The sequence below is a fragment of the Actinomadura sp. NPDC048394 genome (assembly GCF_040651755.1).
Taxonomy (GTDB): Bacteria; Actinomycetota; Actinomycetes; order Streptosporangiales; family Streptosporangiaceae; genus Spirillospora; species Spirillospora montaniterrae.
Map to the genome: position 1 here is coordinate 142082 of NZ_JBEZJL010000017.1, position 13718 is coordinate 155799.

Annotated in this window: 7 protein-coding genes; 2 read left to right on the forward strand and 5 right to left on the reverse strand. The window is 70.7% G+C overall.

Annotated elements, in window-relative coordinates; genetic code table 11:
- Positions 1–498 precede the first annotated feature (498 nt).
- A complete protein-coding gene (locus AB0C78_RS14720; protein WP_360747034.1) occupies positions 499–2166 on the reverse strand; it encodes a hypothetical protein in 1668 nt (555 codons plus the stop codon).
- A 244-nt stretch (positions 2167–2410) separates the two neighbouring features.
- A complete protein-coding gene (locus AB0C78_RS14725) occupies positions 2411–3391 on the reverse strand; it encodes an aldo/keto reductase (protein WP_360747037.1) in 981 nt (326 codons plus the stop codon).
- 150 nt (positions 3392–3541) lie between these two features.
- Between AB0C78_RS14725 and AB0C78_RS14730 the strand changes: the two genes are divergently transcribed.
- Positions 3542–4117, forward strand: coding sequence for a sigma-70 family RNA polymerase sigma factor (locus tag AB0C78_RS14730; protein ID WP_360747040.1), 576 nt, complete (start codon positions 3542–3544; stop codon positions 4115–4117).
- Entirely contained in the window at positions 4110–5318 is a 1209-nt protein-coding gene (locus AB0C78_RS14735; RefSeq protein WP_360747043.1) for a CU044_5270 family protein, read from the forward strand. The genes AB0C78_RS14730 and AB0C78_RS14735 overlap by 8 nt, the downstream gene beginning before the upstream one ends.
- Before the next feature lie 97 nt (positions 5319–5415).
- Here the strand turns inward: AB0C78_RS14735 and AB0C78_RS14740 are convergent, their stop codons facing one another.
- The 3 genes from AB0C78_RS14740 to rpoB form a co-directional block, all read right to left on the reverse strand.
- Positions 5416–5658 (reverse strand): hypothetical protein, encoded by a 243-nt coding sequence (locus AB0C78_RS14740; RefSeq protein ID WP_360747046.1) that lies wholly within the window; start codon positions 5656–5658, stop codon positions 5416–5418.
- 227 nt (positions 5659–5885) lie between these two features.
- Complete coding sequence (locus tag AB0C78_RS14745) at positions 5886–9758, reverse strand: DNA-directed RNA polymerase subunit beta' (RefSeq protein ID WP_151543197.1); 3873 nt, start codon at positions 9756–9758, stop codon at positions 5886–5888.
- Positions 9759–9778: 20 nt separating this feature from the next.
- Positions 9779–13246 carry a DNA-directed RNA polymerase subunit beta gene (gene rpoB, locus AB0C78_RS14750; RefSeq protein WP_360747049.1) on the reverse strand — a complete coding sequence of 1156 codons (3468 nt, stop codon included), beginning with the start codon at positions 13244–13246 and terminating at the stop codon, positions 9779–9781.
- Between the last annotated feature and the right edge of the window lie 472 nt (positions 13247–13718).

Sequence of the window (13718 nt, forward strand, 5' to 3'; positions counted from 1 at the left end):
GTCTTCCCTCGTACCGAGCCGGTAAGTCTTGTGCTGCAATCACCACCTCAGGCGAGGCTGTGACCTGCCGGTTTCCCGACCTCTCCGACCCACGCGGTCGGGCGTGTCGCCGGTTCACGGAGCATTGCCCGCGAACAACCGACACAGACCGCCCGGCCCATCTCAGGGCCGAATCAAGCCGGGGAGTAGATGCGGCGCTGGGCCGGTCCTGGCGAACCTCGCCGGCGCGCACGCATAGCGGCCCGCACACAGCGGGCACAAGTGAAGAGGTTACCGACCCCTCCGCGAAAGTGCAAAGCGAACAGCGCACTACCGCGTGAGCCCGGTCCGGCGCAAGCCCGGAGGGCCCTCGAAAGCCGACGCGCCGTACAGATCAACGGAAGAACGCCGACGGGTGTTCCCGCGCGATGGCGGGAAGACCCGTCGGCATTGTGACCCACACCCCGGCCCTTGGGGAAGACGTGGACGACCTTTTACGTCCTCCCCCGGCCGGGTCTGCTACAGGACGAACGCGACGATCAGGACGATGAGGATCACCGCGACGACCGCGCCGCCGATGACGTAGAGCAGCGTGTTGCCCTTGCCGCCCTTGCCCTCGTCGCCGCCGTACGCGGGCGGCTGGCCGTACTGCCCCGGCTGCCCGAACTGGCCCTGCTGACCGGGCTGGCCCGGCTGGCCGAACGCGGGCTGGCCGCCGAACTGTTGCTGATCGCCCTGCTGGCCCTGCTGGCCGAACTGCTGCGCGCCCTGCTGCCCGTAATCCTGCTGCTGCCCGTAATCCTGCTGCTGCCCGAAGCCCTGCTGGCCGTAGTCCTGCTGCTGCCCGTAGTCCTGCTGCTGGCCGAACTGCTGGCCCTGCTGCTGGCCGTACTGCTGCTGGTCCTGCTGGGCGCCGAACGGCTGCGCGCCGTACTGCTGCTGCTCGCCCTGCTGGCCCTGCTGGCCGAACTGCTGGGCGCCCTGCCGGCCGTAGTCCTGCTGGCCGTACTGCTGGTCCTGCTGGCCGAAGGGCTGCGCGCCGGGCTGCGGCGGCTGCTGCTGGGCCTGCGGCTGCCACGACTGCTGCCCGATGTCCAGCCGGGTGTGCTCGGCCATCCCCCCGGACGGCTCCGCGGCGTGCCGCCCCTGCGACTGCGCGGACGGGTCGAACGCCTCGGTCGGCCGGGCGTCCTCGACGCCGCGGTCGGCGGGGGCGCCGAACGCGGGCGGCTCCTCCTGCGGGGCGCCCGCCTGCGGGGACCCGCCGAAGCCCGACTCGGGCGGCGGGACCATCATCGTCCGCTCGTGGTCGGCCTGGCCCTGGCCCGGCCCGCCCGGCTGCCGGCCCGCCTCCGGCGACCACGGCTCGGGCGTCGACGGCGGGACCGGCGCCTGCCACGGCTCGGCGGGCGGCTCCTGCCGCCGCTCGGGGCCGGTCGCGACGGGAACGTCGGTGCCGGGCGACCAGTGCAGCGTCGCCTGGTCGTCGACCGGGGGCCGCTGCGGCCGCTCGGGCTCCTGCCCGCCCGCGCCCGGGCCGGGGACGATCAGGGTGCGGTCGGTGCCGGCGTCCTGCGGCTGGCCCGGCGCCGGCGGCGCCTGCTCGGCGGGCGTCCCGCCCTCGGGCGCGCGGGGCTCGGCGGGCGGCGCGTAGCCGCCCTGGCCGCCGAACGGCGGCTGGCCGTACGGCTGCTGCTCCTGCGGGGCGCCGTGCATCGGCTGCTGCGGGTAGCCCTGCTGCTGCGGCTGGCCGTACTGCTGCTGCTCGTACTGCCCGCCGTACTGCTGCTCCGGCGGCGGGAAGCCGCCCGGGCCGGGAGGCGCGCCATAGGGCGACTGGCCGCCGGGCTGCTGCCCGTAGGGCTGCTGTTCCTGCTGCTGCTCGTACTGGGGGGCGCCGTACTGCTGCTGGGGCGGCGCCGGGGGCTGCTCGCCGTACTGCCGCAGCGGCTGCTCGACCATCGTCGGGGGCGGAGGCGGAGGCGTCTGCCGCTCCGGCTCGCCGGGCTCCTGCGGAGCCGGGGGCCGCTGCCCGCCGGCCGCGCCGCCCAGCTGCGGGGCGCCGAACACCACGGTCCGGTCGCCGAGCGGGCGCGCGGGGGGCTCGCCCCGCTCCTCGGGGGCCTGCCGCCCCTCGTCCTCCGGCAACGGCCGCTGCGGTCCCTGCGTGCCGTCATTCTCGGTCATCGTCGGGCTCCTTCAGCGCCGTCGTCCCGGGGCTCCTCAGTCCCGGTCGCCCGGGGATCCGCCGTGCGGTCCCCGGATCTGTCACTCGTTCGCCCCGTGGCGGTCTGGCCGCCCGTGGGCGTTCTGGCCCCCAGCCTGCCCCGATCGCCGGTGGTATCGCAAATCATCGCCAAAGATAGACGTCCGGCGCCCCCGGTCCGTTCCGACCGGGGGTGCCACCTGCGGGAACGTCCCGGCGGGCGGATCAGCCGTGCCCGCGGACCGGGTGCGGCCGGTACGGCGCCTCCAGCCGCTCGGCGTCCTTGTCATCCAGCACGAGCCCAGCCGCCGCGATCGCGTCGTCGATGTGCGCGGCCTTCGTCGCGCCGACGATCGGGGCCGTCACGCCCGGCCGCCCCAGCAGCCACGCGAGCGCGACCTGCGCCATGGGGACGCCCTTCTCCTCGGCGACCTCGCGGACGACGTCGACGACGTCGAAGTCGGCCTCGTCGTACATCATCTCGCCGTAGGCGTCGTTGCCCGCGCGGAGGGTGTTGGCGCGCCCGCCGCGGTCGCGGTTGCCCGCGAGCCGGCCGCGCGCGAGGGGGCTCCACGGGAGCAGCCCGACGCCCTGGTCGACGCAGAACGGGTTCATCTCCCGCTCCTCTTCGCGGTAGAGGAGGTTGTAGTGGTTCTGCATCGTGACGAACTTCGTCCAGCCGTGCTTGTCGGCCACGTGCTGCGCCTTGGCGAACTGCCACGTGAACATGCTGGACGCGCCTATGTACCGCGCCTTGCCCGCGCGCACAACGTCGTGGAGGGCCTCCATGGTCTCCTCAATGGGCGTGTCATAGTCCCAGCGGTGGATCTGGTAGAGGTCCACGTAGTCGGTGCCCAGGCGCCGTAGCGAGTCGTCAATGGCGGCCAGGATGTGCTTGCGGGACAGCCCCTTGTCGTTGGGGGCGTCGCCCACGGGGAGGCAGACCTTGGTCGCGAGGACGTAGTCGTCCCGGCGCGGGAACAGCTTCGCCAGCAGGCGACCGGTGATGATTTCGCTCACGCCGCGCGAGTACATGTCGGCGGTGTCGAAGAATGTCACACCGCCCTCGACGGCCCTGCGGACGATCGGCTCGGCGGCCTCCTCGTCCAGGGCCCAGGGGCGCTGCGCGGGGTCCCCGAAGCTCATCATGCCGAGGCAGATCCGCGAGACCCGCGTGCCGGTCGTCCCGAGCCGCACCTGTTCCATCGTCGTCTCCTCTCGTTCAGCGTTCTCCACGGTGCACCGCCGCTCGGGCCACCACCAAACGCGCGCGAACGCAACCGGAATTCGGGGTTCGGGATAGAGGAGGGTGTCAGTCCCCCCAGAGTCACGGAGACCCACCATGAAGAGACGCCCATGGCCGTGGTGAGCCAGGCTCCCGGCGAGCTGGGCGACGCCGAGATCGTGGCGGTGTCGCTGCGCACCCCGGAGGCGTTCGGCGAGCTGTTCCGGCGGCACGCGCCGCGGCTGCACGCCTACGTCCGGCGCCGGCTCGGGCCCGTCCTGGCCGACGACCTGGTGTCGGAGGCGTTCGCGACCGCGTTCCGGCAGCGCGAGCGGTTCGACGGGCGCGCGGAGTTCGGCGCCTGGTTGTGGGGCATCGCCTCCAACCTGATCGCCAAGCACCACCGGCACGAGACCCGCATGTACCGGGCGTTCGCGCGGACCGGCGTTGACCCCGCCGAGGAGGGCGTCGCCGAGCGCGCCGGGGACCGGGCGGCGGCCGCGGCGCTCGGTCCCGAGCTGGCGAAGGCCCTCGCGGTGCTGAGCGCGCAGGAGCGCAACGCGGTGCTGCTGCTGGCGTGGGCCGAGATGTCCTACGCCGAGATCGCCGCGGCGCTCGGGCTGCCGCTCGGCACCGTCAAGGCCAAGATCCACCGGGCCCGGACGAAGCTCCGCAAGGCCCTCCCCCTGGAGGAGAACGATGGATGAACTCGACGCGCTGCGCCGGATGCGGACGGCCCTGGCCGAGGAGGAGCACCCGGACGCGCTCGCCGCGCGCATCGGCTGGCGGGCGGACGCGGCGGGCGGCTCCCCCGCTCCGCGGCCCCTGCGCCGCCGCCTGCGGCTGCCGCTCGCGGGCGCGGTCGCGGCGGCCCTGGCCGCCGGGGCGGCCGCGGTCGTGGTGTCGCAGCCCGGGGACGCCGGGCAGAGCCGCACCGCGCCGCCGAAGGAGGGCAACGTCCTGCTGGTGGCCGCCACCAACGCGGAGAAGGCCCCGCTCGGCGCGTACTGGCACACCCGGAGCATCAGCGGCGAGATCTACGCGGTCGGCAGGAGCGCCGAGAACTTCTACAAGGTCGACTCCCGGCAGGGCAACGAGACCTGGACGGGCCGCGACGGCACGGGGAGCATGGTCCACCTCGACCCGGCCGACGTCCCGCTCACCCCGCAGGACGCGCGGAAATGGCGGGCGGCGGGGGCGCCGAAGATGGCCCGGGTGCCCGATCCCGAGGGCGCGGCCGGCTCCGTCTTCCTGGACATGGGGACGGGCAGCGGGCCCGCGGGCCCGTTCCCCACGTCGCCGGACGATTCCGCCTACGGCCTCACGCCGGCGAAGCTCGCGCAGCTCCCCACGGAGCCGAAGGCGCTGGAGGACGCGCTGCTGAACCTGCGAGGTGACTGGCACGCGTACTCGGCGAAGCCGGTGAAGGAACCGATCCGCGCCTTGCGGGGGCAGGAGCGCGTCCGGGCGCTGAGCGACGTGACGACCACGCTGCTGTCCACCGCGCCCGCGCCGCCGAAGGTGCGCGCCGCCGCGTTCCGGATGCTCGCCGCGCAGCCCGGCGTCCGGGCCGGGGGGCGCACGACCGATCCGCTGGGCCGCACCGGCACCGTGATCTCGCTGCCGCTGAAGACCACGGTCCCGCTCGGCCTGTTCACCGCGCCCAAGCAGCTCGGCACCTACACGCGCCAGCTGATCGTCGACCCGGACCGCGGGACGCTGCTGGCCGTCCGGGACCTGGTGGCGAAGCCGCCGAAGGGCAGCCGCCCGCTGCCCCCCGGGGACGACGGGAAGCCGCGCGCGCTGGAGGCGAAGAACATGCCGGACCGGTTCAGCCGCCCCGGTGACCTGGCGTCCTACCAGGCGTTCGAGGTCACGCAGTGGACCGACCAGGCGCCGCCGCACTGATCCCGGCGCCCCCGTCCCCGCGACGCGGAAGGGCCCGCTCCCGAAGGAGCGGGCCCTTTCCGTTGCGTCGGTCAGTCGAACCGATCAGGCGAGCCGATCAGGCGAAGGCGTGGCACTCCACCTCGGCGCGCGCATGGGTCATTCCCAGCTTGACGTACTTCTCCGCGCAAGCGCGCTGCTTGGCGTTGAGGTCGATCTTCCCGCACTCCTTCACGCTGGAGTAGGTGCGGCAGTGCTGCTGCGTCCCCTGGTCGTTCGCGGACGGCTGGGCGGCACTCGCGGTACCGACCCCGCCGATCCCGCCGAGCACGACGGCGGTGGCGAGCAGCGTTGCGGTCATGACCCTCTTCATATGATTTCCTCCCCCGACGCGACTTTAGCCAGCATCTGGGTCGTCCCCGGGCACAGCACCGCAAAACACGCTCAAAGGTCAAGAAAACCGACAAAACCGCAGGTAGATCGCCTGGCCGTGCGGGACGCCGCGCACGGCGCCGCGAACGCGGAAGGCCCCTCCCGCCGCAGCGGAAGGGGCCCTCGCCACCGGGGCGCGAAGCCCCGGTTCAGGTGTTACCGGTTGTACTGGCCGAAGTCGTACTCCTCCAGCGGCACGGCCTCGCCGGAGCCCTGCCCGAAGGCGTACTCGGCGCCGTCGTCGTAGGAGCCGACGGAGTACACCGCCGCCTTCGCCTCCTCGGTCGGCTCGACCCGGACGTTGCGGTACTGCGGCATGCCGGTACCGGCCGGGATGAGCTTGCCGATGATGACGTTCTCCTTGAGGCCCAGCAGCGGGTCGCTCTTGGCGTGCATCGCGGCCTCGGTGAGCACCCGGGTCGTCTCCTGGAAGGACGCCGCCGACAGCCACGACTCGGTCGCGAGCGAGGCCTTGGTGATGCCCATCAGGACGGGGCGGCCGGCGGCGGGCGTCCCGCCCTCGGCCACGACGTTCCGGTTCGTCTCCTCGAAGATCGGACGCTCCACCAGGTCGCCCGGGAGCAGCTCGGTGTCGCCCGACTCGAGGATGTTCACCCGCTTCAGCATCTGGCGGACGATGATCTCGATGTGCTTGTCGTGGATCGACACGCCCTGCGACCGGTAGACCTCCTGGACCTCCTGCACCAGGTGCAGCTGCACCGCGCGGGGGCCGAGGATGCGCAGCACCTCGTGCGGGTTGATCGCACCCGCGATGAGCTGCTGGCCGACGTCGACGTGCTCGCCCTCCTTGACCAGCAGCCGGGACCGCATGGGCACCTGGTAGCCGATCTCGTCGGAGCCGTCGTCCGGGACGACGACGACCTTGCGGGTCTTCTCCGTCTCGTCGATCTTGATCCGGCCGGCGACCTCGCTGATCGGGGCCACACCCTTCGGGATGCGGGCCTCGAACAGCTCCTGGACGCGGGGCAGACCGTGCGTGATGTCGCCGCCGGCGACACCGCCGGTGTGGAACGTCCGCATGGTCAGCTGCGTGCCGGGCTCACCGATGGACTGCGCGGCGATGATGCCGACGGCCTCGCCGACGTCCACCCGCTTGCCGGTCGCCAGCGAGCGGCCGTAGCAGGCGGCGCAGACACCGATCTTCGCCTCGCAGACCAGCGCGCTGCGGGTCCGCACCGACTCCACGCCCGCCTCGACCAGCCGGGTCACGACCGCGTCGGACAGGTCGGTGTCGGCCGGGAAGATGACCGTCCCGTCGACCTCGACGTCCTCGGCGATCGTGCGGCCGATCAGCGCGGTCTCCGAGGTGGCCAGCTTGACCAGCGTGCCGTCCGGCAGCTTCTCGGCGACCTCGAACGGGATCGTCCGGTCGGTGCCGCAGTCGATCTCGCGGACGATGACGTCCTGCGCGACGTCCACCAGGCGCCGGGTCAGGTAACCCGAGTCGGCGGTCCGCAGCGCGGTGTCCGCGAGGCCCTTCCGGGCGCCGTGCGTCGAGATGAAGTACTCGACGACCGACAGCCCCTCGCGGAAGGACGACTTGATCGGACGCGGGATGGTCTCGCCCTTCGGGTTGGAGACCAGGCCGCGCATGCCGGCGATCTGGCGGAGCTGGAGCGGGTTGCCGCGGGCGCCCGACTGGATCATCATCCAGATCGGGTTGGCCTTCGGGAACGCCTTCTCCATGTCCACCGCGACGTCCGCGGTGGCCTTGTTCCAGATCTCGATGAGCTCCTGCTTGCGCTCGTCGTCGGTGATCAGACCGCGGTTGAACTCGCGCTGCACCTTCTCCGCGCGCGCCTCGTAGCCGGACAGGATGTCCTGCTTGTTCGGCGGCGTGACGACGTCGTCGATGGAGATGGTCACACCGGACCGGGTGGCCCAGTGGAACCCGGTGCTCTTCAGCGCGTCCAGCGCGTTGGCCACCGCGACCTTCGGGTACGTCTCGGCCAGCTCGTTGACGATCGCCGAGAGCTGCTTCTTGCCGATCTCGTCGTCGACGAACGGGAAGTCGTCCGGCAGCGCCTCGTTGAACAGCGCGCGGCCGAGCGTCGTCTCCAGCCGGTACGGCTGGCCGGGCTCGTAGCCCTCGGGCGCCTGCCAGCCGCGCGGCGGCGGGACGTCCTTGAGCCGGATCTGGATCTTGGCCTGCAGGTCCAGCTCGCGCCGGTCGTAGGCCATGATCGCCTCGGCGATCGAGCCGAACGCGCGGCCCTCGCCGTCGGCGCCGTCCTTCTGCGTCGTCAGCCAGTACAGGCCGATGACCATGTCCTGGGTGGGCATGGTGACGGGCTTGCCGTCCGACGGCTTCAGGATGTTGTTGGTCGACAGCATCAGGATCCGCGCCTCGGCCTGCGCCTCGGCGGACAGCGGCAGGTGCACCGCCATCTGGTCGCCGTCGAAGTCCGCGTTGAACGCGGTGCAGACGAGCGGGTGGATCTGGATGGCCTTGCCCTCGACCAGCTGCGGCTCGAACGCCTGGATGCCCAGGCGGTGCAGGGTCGGCGCCCGGTTCAGCAGCACCGGGTGCTCGGTGATGACCTCTTCCAGCACGTCCCACACGACCGGGCGCGCGCGCTCGACCATCCGCTTGGCGGACTTGATGTTCTGCGCGTGGTTGAGGTCGACCAGCCGCTTCATGACGAACGGCTTGAACAGCTCCAGCGCCATCTGCTTGGGCAGGCCGCACTGGTGCAGCTTCAGCTGCGGGCCGACGACGATGACCGAACGGCCGGAGTAGTCGACGCGCTTGCCCAGCAGGTTCTGCCGGAACCGGCCCTGCTTGCCCTTGAGCATGTCGGACAGCGACTTCAGCGGACGGTTGCCCGGCCCGGTGACCGGGCGGCCGCGGCGGCCGTTGTCGAACAGCGCGTCGACGGCCTCCTGCAGCATCCGCTTCTCGTTGTTGACGATGATCTCGGGCGCGCCGAGGTCGAGCAGGCGCTTGAGCCGGTTGTTCCGGTTGATGACCCGGCGGTACAGGTCGTTCAGGTCGGAGGTCGCGAAGCGGCCGCCGTCCAGCTGCACCATCGGACGCAGGTCCGGCGGGATCACCGGGATGCAGTCCAGCACCATGCCGAGCGGGCTGTTGCGGGTGTTCAGGAACGCCGAGACGACCTTCAGCCGCTTGAGGGCGCGGGCCTTCTTCTGGCCCTTGCCGGTGCGGATGATGTCGCGCAGCTTCTCCGCCTCGGCGTCGAGGTCGAAGTTCTGCAGCCGCGCCTGGATGGCCGCGGCGCCCATGCCGCCCTCGAAGTACTTGCCGAACCGGTCGCGCATCTCGCGGTAGAGCAGCTCGTCGCCCTCCAGGTCCTGGACCTTGAGGTTCTTGAACCGGCTCCACACCTCGTCGAGGCGGTCGAGCTCGCGCTGCGCGCGGTCGCGCAGCTGCTTCATCTCCCGCTCGGCGCCGTCGCGCACCTTGCGCTTCTGGTCGGCCTTCGCGCCGGCCTCCTCGAGCTCCGCCAGGTCGCCCTCCAGCTTCTGCTGGCGGGCCTCGACCTGCGCGTCGCGGGCCTGCTCGATCTGCTGGCGCTCCACGGAGATGTGGGCCTCCAGCGTCGGCAGGTCGCGGTCGCGGCGCTCGGCGTCCACGCTGGTGATCATGTAGGCCGCGAAGTAGATGATCTTCTCGAGATCCTTCGGGGCCAGGTCCAGCAGGTAGCCGAGGCGCGACGGGACGCCCTTGAAGTACCAGATGTGCGTGACCGGCGCGGCCAGCTCGATGTGGCCCATCCGCTCACGGCGCACCTTGGCGCGGGTCACCTCGACGCCGCAGCGCTCGCAGATGATGCCCTTGAACCGGACGCGCTTGTACTTGCCGCAGTAGCACTCCCAGTCCCGGGTCGGACCGAAGATCTTCTCGCAGAAGAGCCCGTCCTTCTCCGGCTTGAGGGTCCGGTAGTTGATCGTCTCCGGCTTCTTCACCTCGCCGTGGGACCACTGGCGGATGTCGTCGGCGGTCGCCAGGCCGATGCGAAGCTCGTCGAAGAAGTTGACGTCAAGCAACTGTTTTCCCCTTGAGTTGATCAGACCTCTTCGACACTGCTCGGCTCGCGCCGGGACAGGTCGATGCCGAGCTCCTCCGCGGCGCGGAAGACGTCCTCATCGGTGTCGCGCATCTCGATGGACATGCCGTCGCTCGACAGGACCTCGACGTTGAGGCAGAGCGACTGCATCTCCTTGATGAGCACCTTGAAGGACTCGGGAATGCCGGGCTCGGGGATGTTCTCGCCCTTGACGATGGCCTCGTACACCTTCACGCGGCCGAGCACGTCGTCGGACTTGATGGTCAGCAGCTCCTGGAGGGCGTAGGCGGCGCCGTACGCCTCCAGCGCCCACACCTCCATCTCACCGAAGCGCTGGCCGCCGAACTGGGCCTTACCGCCGAGCGGCTGCTGGGTGATCATGGAGTAGGGGCCGGTCGAGCGCGCGTGGATCTTGTCGTCGACCAGGTGGAGCAGCTTGAGGATGTAGATGTAGCCGACCGACAGCGCGTCCTTGTAGGGCTCGCCGGTGCGGCCGTCGAACAGCCTCGCCTTGCCGCCGGGGCCCACCATCCGGTTGCCGTCGCGGTTCGGCAGCGTGCTCTCGATCAGCCCGGTGACGTCGGTCTCGCGCGCGCCGTCGAACACCGGCGTCGCGGTGTTCGTCCACGGCGGAGCCTCGTCGGCGCCGATCTCCTTGAGCGCCCGCTTCCAGTCGGCGTCGTCGCCCTCGACCTTCCAGCCGCGGGAGGCGACCCAGCCGAGGTGGGTCTCCAGGACCTGGCCGACGTTCATCCGGCCGGGCACGCCCAGCGGGTTGAGCACGATGTCGACCGGCGTCCCGTCCTCCAGGAACGGCATGTCCTCGACCGGGAGGATCTTGGAGATGACGCCCTTGTTGCCGTGCCGGCCGGCCAGCTTGTCGCCGTCGGTGATCTTGCGCTTCTGGGCCACGTACACCCGGACCAGCTCGTTCACGCCGGGCGGGAGCTCGTCGCCCTCGTCGCGGGAGAACACCCGGACGCCGATGACCTTGCCCTCTTCACCGTGCGGCACCTTCAGCGAGGTGTCGCGGACCTCGCGGGCCTTCTCGCCGAAGATCGCGCGCAGCAGCCGCTCCTCGGGGGTCAGCTCCGTCTCGCCCTTGGGCGTGACCTTGCCGACCAGGATGTCGCCGGGGACGACGTCCGCACCGATGCGGATGATGCCGCGCTCGTCGAGGTCGGCCAGGACCTCCTCGGAGACGTTCGGGATGTCCCGGGTGATCTCCTCGGGGCCGAGCTTGGTGTCGCGGGCGTCGACCTCGTGCTCCTCGATGTGGATCGAGGAGAGGACGTCGTCCTGCACCAGCCGCTGGCTGAGGATGATCGCGTCCTCGTAGTTGTGGCCCTCCCACGGCATGAACGCCACGAGCAGGTTCTTACCGAGCGCCATCTCGCCGTTGTCGGTGCACGGGCCGTCGGCGATGACCTGCCCGAACTCGACCCGCTGGCCCTCGTCCACGATCGGCTTCTGGTTGAAGCAGGTGCCCTGGTTGGAGCGCTTGAACTTGGACACGCGGTAGGTCGTCCGGGTGCCGTCGTCGTTCATGACGGTCACGTAGTCGGCCGAGACCTCCTCGACGACGCCGGCCTTCTCGGCCGTGATCACGTCGCCGGCGTCGGTCGCCGCGCGGTACTCCATGCCGGTGCCGACCAGCGGCGCCTCGCTGCGCAGCAGCGGGACGGACTGGCGCTGCATGTTGGAGCCCATCAGCGCGCGGTTGGCGTCGTCGTGCTCCAGGAACGGGATCATCGCGGTCGCGACCGAGGTCATCTGCCGGGCCGAGACGTCCATGTACTGGACCTCGCGGGCCGGGACCAGCTCGACCTCGCCGCCCTTGCGGCGGACCAGGATGCGGTCGTCCTGGAAGGTGCCGTCCTCGTTGAGCAGGGAGTTGGCCTGCGCGATGACGAAGCGGTCCTCCTCGTCGGCCGTCAGGTAGTCGATCTGCTCGGTGACCCGGCCGTCCTCGACCTTGCGGTACGGGGTCTCGACGAACCCGAACGGGTTGACCCGGCCGAACGCGGCGAGCGAGCCGATCAGGCCGATGTTCGGGCCTTCCGGCGTCTCGATCGGGCACATGCGGCCGTAGTGCGACGGGTGGACGTCGCGGACCTCCATGCCCGCGCGCTCACGGGACAGACCGCCGGGGCCGAGCGCGTTCAGGCGGCGCTTGTGCGTCAGCCCGGCCAGCGGGTTGGTCTGGTCCATGAACTGCGACAGCTGGCTGGTGCCGAAGAACTCCTTGATGGAGGCGACGACCGGCCGGATGTTGATCAGCGTCTGCGGCGTGATCGCCTCGACGTCCTGGGTGGTCATCCGCTCGCGGACGACGCGCTCCATGCGGGCCAGGCCCAGCCGGACCTGGTTCTGGATGAGCTCGCCGACCGTGCGCAGGCGCCGGTTGCCGAAGTGGTCGATGTCGTCGACCTCGATCGGCACGGGGACGGCCCCGAGGGTGGCCTCCTCCTCGCCGGCGTGCAGCCGGACGAGGTACTCGATCGTGGCGACGATGTCGTCCTCGGTCAGGGTGCCCTGGCGCATGTCCAGGTCGAGGCCGAGCTTCTTGTTGATCTTGTAGCGGCCGACCTTGGCGACGTCGTACCGCTTCGGGTTGAAGTACAGGTTCTCCAGCAGGGTCTGCGCCGACTCGCGGGTCGGCGGCTCGCCCGGCCGCAGCTTGCGGTAGATGTCGAGGAGCGCGTCGTCCTGGCCGGAGGTGTGGTCCTTCTCCAGGGTGACGTTGATCGACTCGTAGGCGCCGAAGTGCTCGCGGATGCGGGCCTCGTCCCAGCCGAGGGCCTTGAGCAGCACGGTGACCGGCTGCTTGCGCTTGCGGTCGATGCGCACGCCGACGTTGTCGCGCTTGTCGATCTCGAACTCGAGCCAGGCGCCGCGGCTCGGGATGACCCGGCAGCCGTAGATGTCCTTGTCGGACGCCTTGTCGAGGGCGCGGTCGAAGTACACGCCGGGCGAGCGGGTCAGCTGCGAGACCACGACGCGCTCGGTGCCGTTGATGATGAAGGTGCCCTTCGGGGTCATGAGCGGGAAGTCGCCCATGAACACCGTCTGGCTCTTGATCTCACCGGTGGTGTTGTTGATGAACTCCGCCGTGACGAACAGCGGGGCGGAGTAGGTCATGTCCTTGTCCTTGCACTCCTCGACGGAGTACTTGGGCGGCTCGAACCGGTGGTCGCGGAACGAGAGGGACATGGTCCCGGAGAAGTCCTCGATCGGACTGATCTCTTCGAAGATCTCCTCCAGCCCCGACTGGGTCGGGACGCTCTTACTTCCGGCCTTCTGGGCCGCCTCGACCCGGGCCTTCCACCTCTCATTGCCCAGCAGCCAGTCAACGGAGTTGGTCTGCAGAGCAAGGAGGTCCGGGACTTCGAGCGGCTCCTTGATGCGCGCGAAGGAGACGCGGTTCGGACCGGTTGCGGTATTCGAGGCGTTGCGCGAGGCTGCCAAGAGTGGTCCTTCCGAGGGCTCGCGGCGTAACTGACGACACGCACGCCAGACGATCCACGTCCAAGACCCGTGCGTTAGGGTCCAAAACGGACCCGCTCGGGAGTGCTCTCACACGTGGATAGTCAGAGGGCAGCGCAAAGGGGCAGTGTAGCCGACCGGTACACCGCTCGCAACTCTAGCGCCGCAGTATGCATCACGTTGCCATGGAGCATCGCCCCTCAGGGCCTTGCAGTCAAGAGCGGACTTGGACTTTTCGGGCTCTGACCTGCAGTGAGGAAGGCCATAGTTTAGGCGTCCCCGCACCCCGGCGCGAAGCACCCGCCTCCCGGCTCCCGGCGCGCCCTCCGGTCCCGCCCGCCGCACCCTCCGCGAACGCCTCGGGGGGCCCCCCCAGCGGGTGGTGGCCCGCGGCTTCCCTTAGCGTGCCGGCGGGGCCGCCCGCGGGCGGCCCACCTGAGATACGCCCAATGTG

Coding starts and splice junctions, on each gene's coding strand:
- AB0C78_RS14720 (WP_360747034.1), bottom strand. CDS start 2,166: ATGACCGAGAATGACGGCACGCAGGGACCGCAGCGGCCGTTGCCGGAG.
- AB0C78_RS14725 (WP_360747037.1), bottom strand. CDS start 3,391: ATGGAACAGGTGCGGCTCGGGACGACCGGCACGCGGGTCTCGCGGATC.
- AB0C78_RS14730 (WP_360747040.1), top strand. CDS start 3,542: ATGGCCGTGGTGAGCCAGGCTCCCGGCGAGCTGGGCGACGCCGAGATC.
- AB0C78_RS14735 (WP_360747043.1), top strand. CDS start 4,110: ATGGATGAACTCGACGCGCTGCGCCGGATGCGGACGGCCCTGGCCGAG.
- AB0C78_RS14740 (WP_360747046.1), bottom strand. CDS start 5,658: ATGACCGCAACGCTGCTCGCCACCGCCGTCGTGCTCGGCGGGATCGGC.